Origin of the sequence: Salinibacterium amurskyense (assembly GCF_002797685.1) — a bacterium.
GTDB classification, from domain to species: domain Bacteria; phylum Actinomycetota; class Actinomycetes; order Actinomycetales; family Microbacteriaceae; genus Rhodoglobus; species Rhodoglobus amurskyensis.
Genome location: NZ_PGFH01000001.1, coordinates 264791 through 282807, shown reverse-complemented (window position 1 = coordinate 282807; position 18017 = coordinate 264791). Strand labels below are relative to the sequence as shown.

The following is an 18017-nucleotide window of genomic DNA, read 5'->3' as shown; positions in this document are numbered from 1 at the left end:
GGTTCGCCCCACTACGGGACAAGAACGACCGCGAGTGCATCCAAGTTTGAAGACATCCATTCGATGTAGTCTGCACCCTCGGGCAGCGTCTCAGTAAATGACACCACGGGGAGACCTGCCTCTTCGGCGGCTTCACGCACACGCTCAGTCTCGGGGCTCGAGGTCTGCTCGTTGTAGGCCAAGAGTGCCGCATGATCCGACGCAACCAACTCAAGAACCTCGAGGAGAGCTGCCGGAGGAACGTCAGAACCTTCTTCGATCGCTTCGGTGAACTCTGGCGAAGTGTCATCGTGCAGGCCCACTGCTTCGAGCAGGTATACGGCCACAGGCTCCGTTACGGCAGCGCCTTGGCCCTCAGTTGTCTCTGCGATCGTGTCAGCCTGCTCTTCGAGGCCTTCGAGCTCGCCCAGGAAAGTGTCGAGGTTCGTTTCAAAGGCATCGCTGTTCTCAGGGCTCAATTCCGTGAGCTCCTCCGCGATGTGCTCAGCGACATGTTCGATCGCGTGGAAGCTGTACCAAATGTGCTCGTTAAAGCCTTCGATATGGTCGTGGTCGGCGTGGTCATCGTCGGCCTCGTCTTCAGCATGGTCTTCATCCGCGTGATCTTCATCCGCGTGATCTTCATCAGCATGGTCTTCGTCAGCGTGCTCGTCGGCGTCTTCGAGAAGGCCGGATGCTTCGACGGCATTGAGGAGGATAGCGTCGGCGCCTGCCGCTTCGTAGAGGGCTTCGGCGAAGGGGTCGTAGCCTCCGCCATTGATAATGACGAGGTCTGCTTCAGAGACTGCGAGCTGGTCGCGGGCAGACGCTTCGTAGCTGTGCGGGTCTTGCGCTGGATTATCGATGAGGCTCGTGACAGTGACAGCGTCACCGCCGAGAGTTGCAGCGATGTTTCCGTAAACGATCGTGGAGGCAACAACGGAAAGGGTGCCATCCTCCTCGGCGGGCTCGCTCGTGGAGCAGCCGGCGAGGGTGAGCGCGGAGACCGCGAGCACGGCTCCGGCTGTGAGAGTGCGGGGGCGGTGACGGGCAAAAAGTGGAGCGGTAAAGCGAGACATCGAGCTGTCCTTCTAAGACTGTGAGTGATACCGGTAATGAGATTCGTTATCAATAGAGTACATGATGATGGGCGGCCTTGCGACGAGACGGTCGTTCCCTAGCGAATGTTCGTACCGGAGAGCTGCAACTCCAGGCCATCCAGAATGAGCGTGAGGCCGTCGCCAAACTCGTTCTCAAAGGCATACTCACCGGCGCCGAAGAGTTCGGCGAGCGCGCGAGCAAGGTGCGGATACTCCTCGGCTGACGGCGCGACCTCGGCCGCAAATTCAGCCTCCGCGCCCTCGCCAGGAGCGAAGGGAAGGCCGGATTCCGTCAGCACGAAGCCATAGACGAACGCATCAATCGTCGAAAACGCGTGCGTCGCGAGGGCCGCCGAAAAGCCATGCGCCATGAGGCACCCCATGACCCGATCGTGGTGACGCAACAGCGCTGGACCGGGAACCGGCCGAGATTCGAGCATCCCCAAACCCCAGGGGTGAGCGCGCAACACCTGCCGCGCAGACTGCGCTCGTCGCACCATTTGCTCACGCCAGGGTGCATCGATCTCGGGCAGTTCAATTTGCGAGAACACCCACTCCGCAAGCTCATTGAGCAGTGCTTCCTTGTTGGAGACGTGATGGTACAGCGACATGGCCTGAACCTTCAGTTCCGCCCCGACGGTGCGCATGCTGACGCTTGCGAGACCGTCTCGATCTGCAACCGCAGCAGCAGCATCCACGATCCGCTCACGACTCAACGTTCCTCGTACGCTCATGTCCCTATTGTTGCGCCCCTTACAGGTGTAAGCCTATACTCCGAATGATCACAGAACCAACAACACCCGAAAGGCACTCACCGTGACCACTGACACTTCACCCCTCACACCGCTCGATGTGCGCATCCGGCTCGCTGCTCTCTGGACCGCAACGATGGTGCTCGTGGCCTTCGTCGACATTTTCGGCTTCTACCGGCCCGACTATCGCGAACAGATCGAGGCCGGGCGGGTCTTCGTGTTCGACATCGGTCAACCCTTCATGCTCGGGATCATCATGTACGTGACGATCCCAACACTGATGATCGCGCTGAGCGTGCTGCTGCCCCACCGCTCAAACCGCCTCACGAACCTCATCGTGGCGCCCCTCTTTGCCCTGACGATCGTCGGGGCCGCTATCGGAGAGTGGGGATACTATGTGCTTGCGAGCGGGGTCGAGCTGGCTTTTCTCGTCATCATCGTGACGCTTTCCGCGAAGTGGGCCATGCCCAAGCGCAACTAACACTGCGCTGCCGTGGGCGGGGTCTTGCCGCGAGAGGACCACCATGTCGACCACCACCAATTGGGCGGGCAACCTCGCCTACGGCGCCGAAGCGATCCTGCAGCCGACCACAGCGGCCGAAGTGCAAGAACTTGTGGCCCGCTGGCCGCGCGTGCGAGCGCTCGGCACCCGGCACTCCTTCACCGATATTGCGGATACGCCCGGAGCGCTCGTTAGCCTGGCTGGGCTTGACCCTGACATCCGAATCGATGCGGCATCGATGACCGTCAGCGTCACCGGGGGCACCAGCTTCGGCATCCTGATCGATGAATTGCAACGCCACGGGTTCGCCCTCCACAACACGGGGTCGCTGCCGCACATCTCGGTCGCCGGCGCGACCGCAACGGGCACCCACGGCTCCGGAGACGGCAACGGCATCCTCTCCACGGCCATCGCTGAGGTCGAACTCGTCACGGCCGACGGCACGCTCGTGAGGGTCGATCGCTCCAGCGACGACCTGCCAGCGCTGGCTGTGGGCCTCGGTGCGTTTGGCATCATCACGCGCGTGAGCCTCGACATCCAACCCAGTTATGTCGTTCGTCAAGACGTGTACCGGTTCGCCCCGTGGGAGACCGTGCTGGCTCAACTGGATGAGGTGATGGCGAGCGCCTACAGCGTGAGCCTTCTTGCTGACTTCGCGAGCCCCACCGTGGCGCAGATTTGGCTCAAGACGCGCCTCGCTGACGGCGCTGAGCCGCCCTTGGCATCCGCTCTGTTCGGTGGTTCCTGGTATGACGACGCTGACGAGCTCAATCCCGAGAATGTGAACCCGCGTGCAAGCGTGCCCGGCCCGTGGTCAGAGCGGATGCCGCACTTTCGCCTCGACGGCCAGCCCTCCAACGGCGGTGACGAGTTGCAGAGCGAGTACTACGTGGCGCGGGAGCACGGCGTTGAGGCGCTGGAGGCGCTGCGAACCCTGGGCGCCCACATCTCGCCCCACCTGCTGATCTCCGAGATCCGCACTGCCGCCGCCGACGCGCTGTGGATGAGCCCCGCGTACGAGCGCGACGTTCTCTGCATTGGCTTTACGTGGGCTAAGCATCAGGCCGAGGTCGCAGCGCTACTGCCCATCATCGAAGAGGCTCTGGCGCCTTTCGCGCCGCGCCAGCACTGGGGCAAGCTGTTTCACTACGGGGCTGACGTCATCCGTGAACGCTTCCCGCGGAGCACCGAGTTCGTCGCGCTGCAGCGAGAGTACGACCCGCACGGCAAGTTCTGGAATCCGTTCCTCGAACGAACCCTCGGGCCCCGCTAGCGCGCTATTTCTTCTTGGCCTTCTCGGGAGCAGGGTCGAGGTCGGGCTTGTGGCCCTTTTCGTTCCAGGTCTTGAGAATCGACCAGCCCACGGCGGCGATCGGCACGGCCAGTACGGCACCGACGATGCCGCCCAGAATCGTTCCGGCGGTCAATGCCACCAAGATCACGAGCGGGTGGATGCTCAGGGACTGAGCCATCACGACGGGCTGGAGGAAGTTGCCCTCGAGCTGGTTGACCAACACGACGATGCCGAGAACGATGAGAGCTACGACCCAGCCGTTCGTCACGAGAGCGACAACGGCGGCGAGGATGCCGGCGACGGTCGCACCGACGAGCGGGATGAAGGCGCCCAAGAAGACGATTACCGAGAGGGGCAACGCAAGCGGCACCTGCAAGATCGCGAGTCCGATGCCGATGCCGAGGGCGTCAACGGCAGCCACCGTTGCGGTTCCGCGAACATAGCCGCCGAGAGTGCGAACGGCGGTGTGACCGATGCGGTGGCCTCGCGCTAGACGTTCGCCTGACATCGGGCGAAGGAAGAACTCCCAAATGCGGTCGCCATCCTTGAGGAAGAAGAACAGGATGACCAGGCCGAGCAAGATTCCGGTGACGACCTGAGCTGCTGCCGAGACTCCCTGAATAGCGCCGAGACCGAAGGTCGCGCTCGTGACAAAGTCGATTACCGCGTTCCAGGCATCGTCGAGGGCGGTCTGGTCAATGGGGAAGGGGCCATCGAGTGCGAAGTTCTTGAGCTGTTCGAAGCCTTCAACAGCCGAGTCAGATAGCTCGGACCACTGGTCTTCTACCGCGAACACCACGGCAGTGACCAAGCCACCGAACAGGGCGATTCCGCCCAGTAGTGCGATCCAAGTCGACAGCGCTCGGCCCACCCCGCGGCGGCGCATCCACACCACGATCGGGCTCGCGGCCGCGGCGAAGATCAGCGCGATCAGTACCGGAATGACGACGAGCTTGATCTGCGTAAGAGCAAAAACGATCACCGAAACAAGCGTCAGCAGCAAGAGAACTTGCAGCGCCCGAATGGACCAGGCGCCTAAGCGGTCGGTCCACAGTTCGTGGATTCCGGGGCGCTTCGCTTCGGATGCAGACGCCGCTGCAGACGATTTCTTCTTCGTGACCATGCGGCCACATTACCCACCGTTGCGCCGAAAGCGGTGCAACGTCGGGGTGTTAGTGGCGAATGCTCGGTTGTTAGTCGAGCAGCAGCGCAGGCTCTTCGAGCACACTCGCGAGGTCGGCGACGAAGCGGCTAGCGACATCCCCATCGACGATGCGGTGGTCGAAGCTTGCGCTCACGGTCGTCACGTAGCGGGCGCGTACTTCTCCATCGACAACCCACGGCTTCTGCTTGATCGAGCCAAGAGCCACAATCGCAGCCTCGCCCGGGTTGATGATCGGCGTACCCGTATCCATGCCGTACGAACCGATGTTGGTAATCGTGATCGTGCCGTTCGACATTTCGGCGGGCTGCGTCTTGCCGTCGCGCGCGGTGAGCGTGAGCTGTTCAAGGGCTTTGGCGAGATCGAAGAGGCTCAAGTCTTGAGCGTCCTTGATGTTCGGCACGATAAGGCCGCGCGGGGTTGCCGCGGCGATACCGAGGTTCACGTAGTGGTGAACGATGATCTCTTTGTCGGTCCAGCTGGAGTTCACGGTGGGGTTGCGGCGCACGGCCCAGTTCACGGCCTTGGCCATGATCAGCAGCGGGCTCACGCGCACGCCAGCGAAGTCGGGGGAGTTCTTGAGGCGCTTCACGAACTCCATGGTTCGCGTGGCATCCACGTCGGTAAAGACGCTCACGTGCGGCGCAGTGAAAGCACTGTGCACCATGGCCTTAGCGATGGCCTTGCGCACGCCCTTTACGGGAATGCGCTCTTCGCGCTCGTCGCCCCACGCGGGAGTTTCGATGTTGCGGAAGACGCTCGCCTGCGAAGCATGACGAATCACATCTTCGCGCGTGGTCTCTCCAGCGAGCCCGGTGGCAGCAACCTCAGCGAGTTCAACCCCGAGGTCCTTGGCCAGCTTGCGAATCGGCGGCTTGGCAATGATCGGGCTAGCGAACGACGCGGGCACGGATGCCGGGCGCGGCTTCGCTGCAGCGGCGGCAGTCTCAGCCTTGGCCGGTTGCCCACCCTTGCGGCGACGCGAGCTCACGTGTCCGCCAGTGCCGTAGCCCACGAGCACGGCTCCGGGCTTGTCGTCTTCGTTAGCAATGGTGGATGCCGTGTCAGCGACAGCAGCGGCAGCGTCATCCGCTGCACTGCTCTCAGTACCGACGTCGGACATCATGCCGTGGCTCTCGTCTTCGCCCGAGCCCGGTGCGGTCAGCTCAACCGAGCCCCCGACGGACTGCACGCTGATGATCGGGGTGCCGACCTCAACGGTCGCGCCCTCCTCCACCAGAAGCTTCTGCACGGTGCCGGCGAACGGCGATGGCAGTTCTACGAGCGACTTCGCGGTCTCGATCTCGACGAGAACCTGGTTGACGGTGATCTCGTCACCGGGCGCAACCTTCCAGGAGACGATCTCGGCTTCAGTCAGCCCCTCGCCCACATCGGGGAGAGGAAATTCAGATACGGCCACGGGGGCCTCCTTCGTCAGTAGGCCAATGCCCGGTCGACAGCATCCAAGATGCGGTCAACACTGGGCAAGTACACGGATTCCAGCTTGGCGGGAGGGAACGGGAGGTCGTAGCCGCTCACGCGCAGCACAGGTGCTTCGAGTGAGTAGAACGCGCGCTCGGTTACCGTGGCGGCAACCTCTGAGCCCACGCTGACATTCCCGGGTGCCTCTTGAACAACAACGACGCGGCCCGTTTTTTGGGCGGATGCCACAATCGGGTCGTAGTCGATGGGGGAGAGCGATCGAAGGTCAACAACCTCGACGCTCGTGCCTTCTTCAGCAGCGAGTTCTGCCGCCTGCAGCAGGGTGGAGACGATAGCGCCGTGACCCACGAGCGTCACTTCGGTGCCTTCGCGAACCACACGGCTGGCGTGAGTGGCGATGCCGCTCGAATCGCGGTCGACCTCGCCCTTCTGCCAGTAACGCGACTTGGGCTCGAAGAACATGACGGGGTCATTGCTGGCGATGGCTTCTTGAATGAGCCAGTACGCATCGTGCGGGGTGGCCGGGCTCAGCAGGCGCAGACCCGGAGTGTGCGCAAAGTACGCCTCCGGGCTTTCCTGGTGATGCTCAACCGCGCCGATGTGACCGCCGTAGGGAACACGAATCACGACGGGCATTTGCAGCGTGCCCTCGTGGCGCGCAGTCAGCTTGGCCAGTTGCGACGTGATCTGGTCGAAGCCGGGAAAAATAAAACCGTCGAACTGAATCTCGCACACGGGACGGAATCCGCCCATCGCCAGCCCGATCGCGGTACCCACGATGCCGGACTCAGCCAGCGGAGTATCAAGAACGCGCTTGTCGCCGAATTCGGACTGCAGTCCCTCGGTGACACGGAAGACGCCGCCGAGCGGACCAATGTCTTCACCCATCAGGAGAACGCGGTCGTTGGCGCCCATGGCGGCACGCAGACCCTCGTTGAGAGCCTTCGCCATTGTCATGGTTTCAGTCATTAGTTGCCCTCCTCAAACGATGCCTCGAAGTCGGCGAGCGCTTGACGCTGCGCATCCATTACGGGGTGAGGGTCGGAATAGACGTGGTCAAAGAGGGTGGAGGTAGCCGGGGTGGGCAGCTCGAGAATGCGCTTGCGGATGTCGGCGGCGAGGTCGTCGCCTTCCGTTGCGAGTTCGTCAAAGAAGCTTTGGCTCGCGCCGCGGGCCCGCAGATACGTCTCGAATCGAGTGATGGGGTCACGTTGGGCCCAGAACTCGAGCTCGCTGTTGTCGCGGTACTTCGAGGGGTCGTCGCTCGTGGTGTGGGCACCCATGCGGTAGGTGAGGGCCTCAATGAAGCGGGGTCCCTCGCCTGCGCGGGCGGCATCCAAGTTGGCTTGGGTTACGGCGAAGCTCGCAAGAACGTCGTTGCCGTCGATTTGAACGCTCGGGATGCCGAAGCCTTCGCCGCGCAGGTACAGCGGGGTGCGCGACTGGCGTGACACGGGAACCGAGATTGCCCAGTGGTTGTTCTGCAAGAAGAAGACTTGCGGGGTTTGGTAGCTGGCGGCGAAGACCATTGCTTCGCTCACATCACCCTGGCTCGTTGAGCCGTCGCCGAAGTAGACCATCACGGCGGCGTCCTTCTCGGGGTCACCGGTTCCGCTGCGGCCGTCGAGGCCCATTCCCATTGCGTAGCCCGTGGCGTGCAGAGTCTGCGAGCCGATGACGAGCGTGTAGAGGTGGAAGTTGTCGTGCTCTTTCGGATCCCAGCCACCGTGGCTGAGGCCGCGGAACATCGAGAGGATCGTGATCGGGTCAACGCCGCGCATGAGAGCGATGACGTGTTCACGGTACGAGGGAAAGAGGTGATCTTGCGGCCTCGCGGCCAGTGCCGAACCCACTTGAGCAGCTTCTTGGCCGTGACTCGGCACCCAGAGGGCAAGTTGACCTTGACGCTGCAGGTTGGCGGCTTCGATATCGAAGCGGCGCATCACCACCATGTGGCGGTGGAACTCCTGAAGAGCATCGTCACTGAGCTTGTCTACATGCGGGAGGTACTGTTCGCTGGCATCGCTGTGAACGAGCGTGCCCTCGGGAGACAGCAGCTGAACCGTCGCGGCGGTATAAGACATTCGACTAATCTAACGCGGCTCGGGTCAGTTCGTTTTCCGTGAAGCGACAACCTCTTGGGCTGCCCTTAGGAGTTTCTCCACAGATTCGGCTTCGCCAACACTGATTCGCAGGCCCTCGCCTAGGGCTCGAACGACGATGCCGTGGCTGCGGAAAACCTCGGCAGCCCAGTCGGTTGCTGCCCCGGTGGGCAACCAGACGAAGTTGCCGTTGGGCGTTGGTACCGCCCAGCCCTGCTCGCGAAGCCCTGCCACGATCTGCTCGCGTACCTCGTTAATACGGCTGACTCGCTCTAACAATTCATTTTCATGTTCGAGGGATGCGGTGGCAGCTTTCTGAGCAAGCTCCGTGACCGAGAGCGGAATCGCTACCGCTCGCGCCGCATCCATCACGTATTCGGGGCCAATGGCGTACCCAATGCGCAGGCCGGCCAGGCCGTAAGCCTTGGAGAAGGTGCGCAGCAATACGAGGTTGGGGTACTGGTCCACCAGGGTTTCCCCCCGCACGGCCTCGGGGTCTGTCACGAACTCGCGGTAGGCCTCGTCGAGAACTACAAGGACGTTCTCGGGAACGGTGGCCATGAAGTCACGGAATTCGGCATCCGTGACGACGGTGCTGGTGGGGTTATTGGGGCTGCACACGATCACCACGCGAGTGGATGCCGTAATTGCGGCACTCATAGCCGCAAGGTCGTGCCGGTGGTCGGCCTGGTCCGCGACCTGCACGCTCGTGGCGCCTGCCGAGGAAACCAGCAGCGGGTAGGCCTCGAAGCTACGCCAGGCGTAGATGACTTCGTCACCGGGGGCGGCGGCGGCGCTGACGAGTTGGGCGAGCACGGCAACGGAACCGGCTCCTACTTGAACGCTGTCGGCGGTGACGCCGAAGCGTTCTGCCAGTTGCGTGCGCAATTCGAGGGCGGATGCGTCGGGGTAGCGGTTGATCGAGTGCGTCGACAATTGCGCCAGCACCGAGGGCAATGGCTCGTAGGGGTTTTCGTTGGAGGACAGCTTGAAGGCATCCGCTGCGGCGGGCGCGCCCTGACGGTAGGGCACGATGGCGGCGATTTCGGGGCGGAGCTGTACTCGGTTGCTGGTCACGTCACCAGCCTAGAGGCGAGCAACCATTGCGGCTTCCTAAATTCGGGGTGCATAGTTAACGCATGAGAATCATCGTGCGCTTGCTGATCAATGCTCTTGCTTTGTGGCTTACTACGGTGGTTGTCGCCGGGGTTGAGATTGTTCCTTTCTCCCCTGGGGGAACTCTTGAGGTCGTGCTGACCTTCTTGCTCGTCGCGGCTGTCTTTGGAATCGTCAATGGCGTGCTGGGCAACCTCATTCGTATCGTTGCCTTCCCGCTGTATGTTCTGACCCTCGGCCTGCTTGCCCTCGTGGTGAATGGTCTTCTCCTTCTGCTCACGAGCTGGATCTCGAGCCTGTTCGGCTTCGGGCTCGTCGTCAATGGCTTCTGGTGGGGCGTTCTCGGCGCTCTCGTGCTCGGTCTCATCAGCTGGTTCATCGGCATCTTGGTTCGCCCGATTGTCGGCAAGAACCGCTAGGGCTGCACCCGCTCGAACTCGTAGCTCGTGACCGTCGTCGAGGCATCGTCGTAAGTCTTCGGCGTAATGCGTGCGATCGCCGCCCGAAGTTCATCGCTCGCGTCGACATCCATGAGTTGTGCCGTGTCGCGGTATTCGTTCAATTGATGCGCGGGAGCAAGAACCCCCTCGGGTAACTGTCTTCCTCCGAAGGCTTCGCGGGTCACGATCGTTGCGTGCTGGTTGTCTTGGGCGCCGCCTGCAGCGGGAACGATGTCGTCCTCATGCTCGACAAGTACGGCATCCACGCCGACCGGAATAGGAATTTGGCCGGTATTACCCCCGAATGACAGAACTCCCGTGACGTTGTAGTCGCCGGTCGCCGCGATCATCGCGGCAACGGCACCACCCTGCGAGTAACCGTTGAGCATCACCTCGCTTTCGGCCGTGATCCCAGCCTCCTCCATCGCCATCAGCACGGCCTTCATCGCCGCCGCCTCCTGACCGGCAGCGAGGTTGACGTTGCTTGAACCATCAAAAGGCTGCGCGGAGTCTCCAAATGCGAAGTCCACAGTGCCGCCGATATAGACCTCGAAGGTGTCTTCCTCTCCGGGGCGCGAGGTCTTTTCGACGCGCACTTGAAAGGGACTCTCTTCGGTGTGCTGCGGAATTCGCTCGGCCCGCTCGCCCACGGTCTGTGCTGGCTTCACTGGTGTCGTGTCGGTTCTACTCACGAGCGCTACGGGAGTTTCGGCCATCATCCCCGCTACTCCTGCCAAGCGTCCGACGCCCGCCGCTGATGACGACAACCCAATCAGTCCTGCAGCGCTCAGCAACGCCACGAGCGACGGCGGTAACCCGCTTGCCCCGGCAACAATCTCATCGACATTCATCACGCCCAAGCGCACAGTTTGCACGAAGAGTGGGTCAGAAATCAGGGCGTTGAGCCCCGCCATGAGTTCCTTATCACCCAGCAACTCTGCGGGTTGGCGCCCTGTCACCAACGCTGCTGCTGTGAAGCCGAACAGTATCGGCAAGCCAACAAGGGTGGCCCCCCACACCAGAAGGTGTTTCGGGAACAAGAATCCGAACAGCGCAGCGGCTTCGGCGGTGAACCTCCGACTCAGCCCCTCGGCAACGGCCTCCGCCATGCCGTAGCTTTCCGCGGCAAATCGCACCAAGCTGCTCAGCCTCTCCGCGCGCTGCGCGACCGACTGAAGCTCAGCGAACGCGCAATCGAGATCGTTCTCCGCGAGTGCGGCAGCGGTGGGGATGCCCAACGTCACGAGCTGATTCGTTGTGAGCCGAGCATCCACCATCGAAACCGCGCCCGCGATGTCTCGCGACATACTCGCAGCGCGGTGAAGCGCACTCGCGCTGACGAGCATTTCAGTGGTGGCGACGGAGACACTGCCGCCTCCCGAGATGGTGAGACTATCCGACATAGGAACCCATCTGACTGGCGGCCATCACGGTTCGATTTTCCGCAGCCTCGATCAACCTGCGAACGCAGGCAAGGTCGCGATGCAACTCTCCAACCCCGGCGTCGAAGAGCTGCTGGGCAGGGCCACGCCAGTCGATGCTGGCCTCGGGCAAGAGGCTCCTCACATAGGTCAGTCGTTCGAGAATCATGCGGAGTTGTTGCGCTTGAAAGTCGAGGGCATCACGAGCCATCGCATTCGGGGGAGTTGTCATGTTCTACCTTTCGCGGCTCCAACTCTCGCTAAACAGCGCCCCACAGATCGGTGACCGACAGGTATCGGGGATGAGAATCCCGCGACCGTCGCTGTTGAGGAGGCGAAACTGCGACACAATGAGGCATGACCTTCGAGCGAGCACTCTCTGACTCGACTGCCTTCCGGATCTGTTTCGTGTGCACCGGAAACATCTGCCGGTCGCCGATGGCCGAAGCGGTCTTCCGAGACCTCGTCGCTCAGGCCGGTCTCGAGCACTACATCGCCGTCACGTCAGCAGGAACCGGCGATTGGCATGTGGGTGAAGCTGCCGACGACCGCACCATTAACGCCCTTGCAGCACGCGGCTACAATGGTTCTGGGCATCGCGCCCGCCAGTTCGACCCCGAATGGTTTGACAAGTTCGACCTCATTGTCGCGTTCGATCGAGGACAGGAACGAATTCTGCGCACGTGGGCACCCAACGATCAAGACCGATCGAAAGTGCAGCCCATGTTGAGCTTTGACAGCGAACTCGCTCCGCTCATTGACGTGCCAGACCCCTACTATTCGGATGCCGCACTTTTTGATCATGTCCTCGGCATGATTGAGCAGGCTTGCGGCTCACTATTTCGTCAGATCACGCCAGGTATCTCGGCATCCACCGCAAACAACTAGGGAGCCCCATGAGCCCGTTGCCCGTTCAACCACTGAGTCCCCTCGATGGTCGCTACCGTCCCGCCGTTTCGGCTCTGGGCGAGCACCTCTCCGAGGCAGGCCTCAACCGGGCCCGCGTGCACGTTGAAGTCGAATGGCTGATTTTCCTCACGAGCAAGAGCCTGTTTGGTTCGAGCCCGATGAGCGCCGAACAGGTCACCGCCCTGCGCGCCTTCGCCACCGATTTTGGCCAAGAGCAGATCGATGAGCTCGCTCGCCTCGAAGCCACCACCCGCCACGACGTCAAGGCCGTCGAGTACCTCGTGCGCGCCAAGCTCGACGAGCTCGGCCTCACCGCAATCGCTGAACTCACTCACTTCGCCGCCACGAGCGAAGACATCAACAACCTCTCCTACGCGCTCACCATTTCGGATGCCGTACGCGAAGTCTGGCTGCCCAAGTTCCGTACCGTGCTGGCTGCGCTTCGCGCGCAGTCCGAGCTCATGCGCGACAACGCGATGCTCGCTCACACCCACGGTCAGCCGGCGACGCCGACCACCATGGGTAAGGAATTCGCGGTCTTCGTGTACCGTCTTGACCGCATCCTGACTCGCGTTGAGGGCATTAGCTACCTCGGCAAGTTCAGCGGAGCGACTGGCACGTTCGCCGCCCACCTCGCTGCAGACCCCGAGCAGAACTGGCCAGCCCTCTCGAAGGAGTTCGTGGAGTCCCTCGGGCTCGACTGGAACCCGCTGACCACGCAAATCGAATCGCACGACTGGCAAGTCGAGCTGTACCAGGCCACCAGTCACGCGAACCGCGTGCTGCACAACCTCTGCACCGACGTGTGGTCATACATTTCGATGGGCTACTTCCGCCAGATTCCGCAGGCGGGCGCAACCGGTTCGTCGACAATGCCGCACAAGATCAACCCGATCCGCTTCGAAAACGCTGAGGCCAACCTCGAGCTCTCGAGCGCTCTTCTCGAGTCGCTCGCTCAGACTCTCGTGACTTCACGACTCCAGCGCGACCTCACCGACTCCACGACGCAGCGCAACGTGGGCGTCGCCTACGGTCACTCGCTGCTCGCTCTCGACAACATCGAGCGCGGCCTCAAGGAGATCGCCCTTGACCCGGTGGCTCTCGACGCTGATCTCGACAGCAACTGGGAGATCCTCGGCGAGGCCATCCAGACGGTCATTCGCGCCGAGGTCACCGCGGGCCGCAGCACCATCAGCGACCCCTACGCCATCCTCAAGGAACTCACGCGCGGCAAGCGCATCAACTCCGTCGACCTCACCGAGTTCATCTCAGGGCTCGACATTGGTGCGGATGCCAAAGCCCGTTTGCAGGCGCTGACGCCGGCCACCTATGTCGGCCTTGCCAGCTCGCTCGTCGACTACCTCGGCGACACCAAGTAGTTCACGCTCTATGGAAGGCCGGTCTCTTCGTGAGGCCGGCCTTTAGTGTTTCCACCCGTGATCATTCTGTTCGACAGGTGCGATTGGGCCACACCATTCAGGCGGTGGATGCCCTACAGCGCATCGGGCGCCTCTGAAAAATACGGACCAAAGTCACTCAATCGGTACTGCACGCCCTTGAACGTGCAGCGGTTGTAACCGTCGCCCCTGCGCATCCCAGCTCCATGGGGCTCCCAAGCGAGAACCGCTTCAATCGCGAGGAGAACTACAGGATCGCGTTCTGTTGCAGAACCAAAGTAGACCGGGCTGAGGCCCAGTGTGAGTTGGCCAGTAGGACTAGTGCCAAAAGCTCCGATTTCTATGTCAAACCAAGGCTCGGACTCGTTCCGCTTCTCTTGCACGTAGTACTCATAGGGAATCTCCACCCCATCGACGGTGATCGCAGCGATAGTCACTGTATTTTGGTCGATTACTCCGACAAGTCGCCAGCTGAGCCCCCTTTCGGAGTCCGTCATTTCCGTCTTTGACCCATTTGTCTGAAACATCAGCGCCCCTCATCGTCAAAATACGGACCAAAGTCACTCAATCGGTACTGCACGCCCTTGAACGTGCAGCGGTTGTAACCGTCGCCCCTGCGCATGCCAAGCCCGTACGGGCTCCACGCGAGAACCGCTTCAATCGCTAAAAGCACTATCGGATCACGGTCTTGCGCAGAATCAAAGTAGACCGGGCTCAGGCCCATCTCGAGCTGACCTATCGGGCTTGTACCAAAAGCTCCAAGCTGAATGTTGTACCAAGGGTCAGATTTGTCGAGCTCCTGCTCGACCCGGTATTCGTAAGGAATCTCCACTCCGTTGACCGTTATCGCGGCAATACTCACCAAACCCTGCTCGATGTTGCCTACATGGCGCCAGGTGATTCTCCTATCAGGGTCCGTCATCCTCGTATCTGACTCACTCAGCTGAAACATCAGCGCCCCTCATCGTCAAAATACGGACCAAAGTCACTCAATCGGTACTGCACGCCTTTAAAGGTGCAGCGGTTGTAGCCGTCGCCCCTGCGCATCCCAGCTCCATGGGGCTCCCAAGCGAGAACCGCCTCAATCGCAAGCAGGACTACCGGATCACGGTCTTGCGCAGAATCAAAGTAGACCGGGCTCAGGCCCAATTTCAGCTGCCCTATCGGGCTGGTTCCGAAAGCTCCGATTTCTATATCGAACCAAGACCCGGATTCTGTTCGCTTCTCTCGCACGGAGTACTCATAGGGAATCTCTAACCCATTGACGGTGATCGCAACGATTATCACTAAGCCTTGCTCTATCCGACCGACCACCCGCCAGCTGAGCCCCCGCTCGGAGTCTGCCATTTCCGTCGACGAACCGTTCGTTTGAAACATCGGAACCCCTTCTCGTCGTTGCAGGCGATGAATACTCACGACATTACCTGCAGGGGTGCGGCCCGCTGGGACGGGACGGCCGCCGGAGCTAACGGTGTCGCCGTGAGGCAGCGCTAGTAGTACACAGCGAGGGCACCGTTAGGGCCGTCGATGACGTGAACGGGTGTGTCAAAGATTCGGGTGAGCACGTCATCGGTCAAGATCTCAGCGGGCGTTCCGAACTCGGTGACTTGGCCGTCTTTGACGGCGCAGATGTGGTCGGCGTAGTGCCCGGCAAAGTTGATGTCGTGGAGCACGATGATGATGGTGCGACCGAGTTCTTGGGCGGCGCGCTTCAGGTGGCGCATCATCTGAACCGAGTGCTTCATGTCGAGGTTGTTGAGGGGCTCATCCAGAAGCACATATTCGGTGTCTTGCGCGAGCACCATGGCAACGTAGGCGCGTTGGCGCTGTCCGCCTGAGAGCTCGTCAAGATAGCGGTCTTGCAGGCCTTCAAGGTTCAGAAAGGTGATGGAGTTGTTGATCGCCACCTCATCCGCTTCGGTCAGTCGACCTTGCGAATACGGAAAGCGGCTGAATCCCACGAGTTGACGCACCGTGAGGCGGGCGATGAAGTGGTTTTCTTGCCGCAGGATCGCGATGATCTTGGCGAGGTCTTTCGACTTAGTCTTCGCGACGTCGTAGCCTGCGACTTCGATGTGGCCGGAGTCGATCCCAAGCAGGCGGCCAATCATGGTCAGCAGCGTGGATTTGCCCGCACCGTTCGGCCCTACGAGCGCGGTGATGCCGCCCTCGGGGATCGTAAGATCGACGGGCCCGATGGTCACGTCGTGCCCATAGCTTTTGCCCACATTGCTCAGGGTGATCACAGTCGTCCCTTTCTCAGAATGACGATGAGGAAGACGGTTCCTCCGACAAGTTCAACGATGATCGAGACGACTCCTTGCGCGTAGAACAGGTTCTTCATCACGAAGTACGCTCCGCCCAGCACCACAAACCCGGCCAATACCGCGATCGGGAAGATGTGGCGATGGTCGTAGGTGTCCGCGAATTGGTAGGCGAGCGTGGCGACCAAGAACCCGAAGAAGGTCATCGGGCCGACGAGCGACGTCGAGACAGCCATCAGAATCGATACGAAGAACAGCACGCGCATGATCTCGAAGCGGTAGCTGATTCCTAGATTCGTGGCGGTGTCTGAACCCAGCGCAATGATGTTGAGGCGCCGGCCCTGTGCGAGCAGCACGGTGCCGGCCACCAGACAGAGCACGAGCGAGATGGGCAGGTAGCTGGCATCCGCATTGGAGATGGAGCCGAACAGGCGGGCCGTCAGGATGTCGAACTCACTGGGCGTAAGCAGGCGCTGCATGAACGTCGACACTGCTCCCAGCCCGCCGCCGATGATGATGCCCACGAGCAGCATGATCTGCAGGTTGCCGTACTTTCCGGAAAGCAACCAGCCGTACAGCAGCAGTGAGAGCCCGACCATCAGGGCGATCTGAAGCAAGAACTGGGGGAGGCCCTGCAGGGCGACGATGCCGCTGATGCCCAAGAAGTACACCGCAGAGGTTTGAACGGCCACGTACAGCGACTCGAAACCCATGATGGATGGCGTGAGAATCCGGTTATTTGTCACCGTCTGAAAACTCACGGTTGCAATCGCCTGGCAGAAGGCCACGACGGCAATCACGATCACGTTGGTGGCGCGCAGCTCAGCGATGAGCCAGAACCCTTCTGTGCCCACCGGCATCGGGTTGTTCCAGGCGAGCAGGCCGAACCCGATCGCCACAGCGAGCACACTCAGGATGCTGAGGAGCGTCCAGTAGCGGCGTCGCGCCTGCACCGTGGGGAACGGCCCCGTCACGCCGGGCGAGCCAGCCGCCGTCTTTGCGGCTTTCGCGGGCTTCGGCTTCTTGGGCGCCTTCGACAGCTTCACAAACCTGGGTTTCTTCGGGCTCTGAATACTCGTCTCCGAGTTTGCCGCCGACCCGACCGCGACGATCGGCGTCTCCTGCGCATCCACGGGGCTATGCACGACGGCGCTGCTTCAACAGAAGGGCAATGAAGACGATCGCGCCCACGACACCCAAGATGAGCGACACGGGAACTTCGAACGGCATGATGATCGTGCGGCCGACGATGTCGCACACCGTCACAATCGCGATGCCCAGTAAACACACCCAGGGCAGGTTGCTGCGCAGGTCGTCGCCACGGAACATCGACACGATGTTGGGAACGATCAGGCCGAGGAACGGCAGATTACCCACGACAACCGTCACCACTCCGGTCGCCACGGCGATGAGCGCGGTGCCAATGAGCAAAATCTGGTTGTAGTTCACGCCGACGTTCGTCGCAATGTCTTGGCCGAGTCCCGCCACGGTGAGTCGATCGGCGAACAAGAAGATCACGACGACCACGAGCGCAACGATCCAGAGCAATTCGTATTGCCCGCGCATCACCGAGGTGAAGCTGCCGGCGAACCACACGGAGAGGCTTTGAAGCATGTCCGTCGAGAGAGCGATGTAGGTGGAGATGGCGCCGACCACCGAGCCGAGCATGATGCCGACGATCGGCACGATCAGCGAGGAACGCAGCGTGACGCGGCGCAAGAAGAGGAAGAAGATTCCGGTTCCAATGAACGCGGCTACGACCGCACCGCTCATGCGGGCGAGGATGCTGGCTCCCGGAAAGAGGATCATGACGGTGAGCAGGCCAAGACCTGCCCACTCGGTGGTGCCCGTCGTGGTCGGTTCCACGAAACGGTTTTGCGTCAACAGCTGCATGACCAAGCCGCTCATCGCCATCGCGGCGCCCGCGAGCACCAGGGCGATCGTTCGCGGAACACGCGTGATGCCGAACATTCTTTGGCCGTCATCCGCCCCGAAAATGTCGTAAACACCCGTGAACAGGGAGGCGATCAGCAGCAGAACAACGCCCACCGTCGCGAGTAGGAGTTTCCAGTCGAAGAGGGTGGTCGTGTTGGCGGGCCGCCGTCGGGCCAGTGTTGACGTCATCCGTGAGTGAGG

20 protein-coding genes are annotated in these 18017 nt (G+C 61.5%); 5 read left to right on the top strand and 15 right to left on the bottom strand.

The window, feature by feature from the left end; genetic code table 11:
• Positions 1-11: 11 nt before the first annotated feature.
• Positions 12-1058 (bottom strand): metal ABC transporter solute-binding protein, Zn/Mn family, encoded by a 1047-nt coding sequence (locus CLV85_RS01360; protein WP_100387822.1) that lies wholly within the window; start codon positions 1056-1058, stop codon positions 12-14.
• 98 nt (positions 1059-1156) lie between these two features.
• Positions 1157-1813: a TetR/AcrR family transcriptional regulator C-terminal domain-containing protein gene (locus tag CLV85_RS01355; protein WP_100387821.1), complete on the bottom strand. Its 657-nt coding sequence runs from the start codon at positions 1811-1813 to the stop codon at positions 1157-1159.
• 82 nt (positions 1814-1895) lie between these two features.
• Here CLV85_RS01355 and CLV85_RS01350 point away from each other — a divergent pair, with 82 nt between their 5' ends.
• Together CLV85_RS01350 and CLV85_RS01345 are read left to right on the top strand one after the other, a co-directional pair.
• Positions 1896-2312, top strand: coding sequence for a DUF6326 family protein (locus CLV85_RS01350; protein ID WP_100387820.1), 417 nt, complete (start codon positions 1896-1898; stop codon positions 2310-2312).
• Positions 2313-2355: 43 nt separating this feature from the next.
• Positions 2356-3606, top strand: a complete 1251-nt coding sequence (locus CLV85_RS01345) for an FAD-binding protein (protein ID WP_100387819.1) — start codon at positions 2356-2358, stop codon at positions 3604-3606.
• A 4-nt stretch (positions 3607-3610) separates the two neighbouring features.
• Here the strand turns inward: CLV85_RS01345 and CLV85_RS01340 are convergent, their stop codons facing one another.
• From CLV85_RS01340 to CLV85_RS01320, 5 genes are all read right to left on the bottom strand, one after another.
• The gene (locus CLV85_RS01340; RefSeq protein WP_100387818.1) at positions 3611-4750 is read right to left on the bottom strand and encodes an AI-2E family transporter; all 1140 of its coding nucleotides are present in this window, start codon (positions 4748-4750) and stop codon (positions 3611-3613) included.
• Positions 4751-4820: 70 nt separating this feature from the next.
• Positions 4821-6209 carry a dihydrolipoamide acetyltransferase family protein gene (locus CLV85_RS01335; protein ID WP_100387817.1) on the bottom strand — a complete coding sequence of 463 codons (1389 nt, stop codon included), beginning with the start codon at positions 6207-6209 and terminating at the stop codon, positions 4821-4823.
• Positions 6210-6223: 14 nt separating this feature from the next.
• Positions 6224-7201: an alpha-ketoacid dehydrogenase subunit beta gene (locus CLV85_RS01330; protein ID WP_100387816.1), complete on the bottom strand. Its 978-nt coding sequence runs from the start codon at positions 7199-7201 to the stop codon at positions 6224-6226.
• Positions 7201-8316 (bottom strand): pyruvate dehydrogenase (acetyl-transferring) E1 component subunit alpha, encoded by a 1116-nt coding sequence (gene pdhA, locus CLV85_RS01325; protein WP_100387815.1) that lies wholly within the window; start codon positions 8314-8316, stop codon positions 7201-7203. The genes CLV85_RS01330 and pdhA overlap by 1 nt, the downstream gene beginning before the upstream one ends.
• Positions 8317-8340: 24 nt before the next feature.
• Entirely contained in the window at positions 8341-9411 is a 1071-nt protein-coding gene (locus tag CLV85_RS01320; protein WP_100387814.1) for a histidinol-phosphate transaminase, read from the bottom strand.
• Positions 9412-9473: 62 nt separating this feature from the next.
• Between CLV85_RS01320 and CLV85_RS01315 the strand changes: the two genes are divergently transcribed.
• Positions 9474-9869 carry a phage holin family protein gene (locus CLV85_RS01315; protein ID WP_100387813.1) on the top strand — a complete coding sequence of 132 codons (396 nt, stop codon included), beginning with the start codon at positions 9474-9476 and terminating at the stop codon, positions 9867-9869.
• On the opposite strand, the gene CLV85_RS01310 is transcribed toward CLV85_RS01315, so the two are convergent.
• Positions 9866-11293 carry a hypothetical protein gene (locus CLV85_RS01310; RefSeq protein WP_100387812.1) on the bottom strand — a complete coding sequence of 476 codons (1428 nt, stop codon included), beginning with the start codon at positions 11291-11293 and terminating at the stop codon, positions 9866-9868. The two genes, CLV85_RS01315 and CLV85_RS01310, sit on opposite strands and share 4 nt — an antisense overlap.
• Positions 11283-11543: a hypothetical protein gene (locus CLV85_RS01305; RefSeq protein WP_100387811.1), complete on the bottom strand. Its 261-nt coding sequence runs from the start codon at positions 11541-11543 to the stop codon at positions 11283-11285. The genes CLV85_RS01310 and CLV85_RS01305 overlap by 11 nt, the downstream gene beginning before the upstream one ends.
• A gap of 125 nt (positions 11544-11668) precedes the next feature.
• Between CLV85_RS01305 and CLV85_RS01300 the strand changes: the two genes are divergently transcribed.
• The gene (locus tag CLV85_RS01300; RefSeq protein ID WP_100387810.1) at positions 11669-12199 is read left to right on the top strand and encodes a low molecular weight protein-tyrosine-phosphatase; all 531 of its coding nucleotides are present in this window, start codon (positions 11669-11671) and stop codon (positions 12197-12199) included.
• A gap of 8 nt (positions 12200-12207) precedes the next feature.
• Positions 12208-13599: an adenylosuccinate lyase gene (gene purB, locus CLV85_RS01295; protein ID WP_100387809.1), complete on the top strand. Its 1392-nt coding sequence runs from the start codon at positions 12208-12210 to the stop codon at positions 13597-13599.
• 113 nt (positions 13600-13712) lie between these two features.
• Here purB and CLV85_RS01290 read toward each other — a convergent pair whose 3' ends face one another.
• From CLV85_RS01290 to CLV85_RS01265, 6 genes are all read right to left on the bottom strand, one after another.
• Complete coding sequence (locus CLV85_RS01290; RefSeq protein WP_100387808.1) at positions 13713-14144, bottom strand: hypothetical protein; 432 nt, start codon at positions 14142-14144, stop codon at positions 13713-13715.
• Complete coding sequence (locus CLV85_RS01285) at positions 14144-14539, bottom strand: hypothetical protein (protein WP_147433329.1); 396 nt, start codon at positions 14537-14539, stop codon at positions 14144-14146. The genes CLV85_RS01290 and CLV85_RS01285 overlap by 1 nt, the downstream gene beginning before the upstream one ends.
• Before the next feature lie 29 nt (positions 14540-14568).
• Positions 14569-15033, bottom strand: a complete 465-nt coding sequence (locus CLV85_RS01280) for a hypothetical protein (RefSeq protein ID WP_147433328.1) — start codon at positions 15031-15033, stop codon at positions 14569-14571.
• A gap of 74 nt (positions 15034-15107) precedes the next feature.
• On the bottom strand, positions 15108-15863 hold the full coding sequence (locus CLV85_RS01275; protein WP_100387805.1) for an iron ABC transporter ATP-binding protein: 756 nt from the start codon (positions 15861-15863) through the stop codon (positions 15108-15110).
• Entirely contained in the window at positions 15860-16855 is a 996-nt protein-coding gene (locus CLV85_RS01270) for an iron chelate uptake ABC transporter family permease subunit (RefSeq protein ID WP_229820515.1), read from the bottom strand. The genes CLV85_RS01275 and CLV85_RS01270 overlap by 4 nt, the downstream gene beginning before the upstream one ends.
• 163 nt (positions 16856-17018) lie before the next feature.
• Positions 17019-18005 (bottom strand): ABC transporter permease, encoded by a 987-nt coding sequence (locus CLV85_RS01265; protein ID WP_100387803.1) that lies wholly within the window; start codon positions 18003-18005, stop codon positions 17019-17021.
• Positions 18006-18017: the final 12 nt, after the last annotated feature.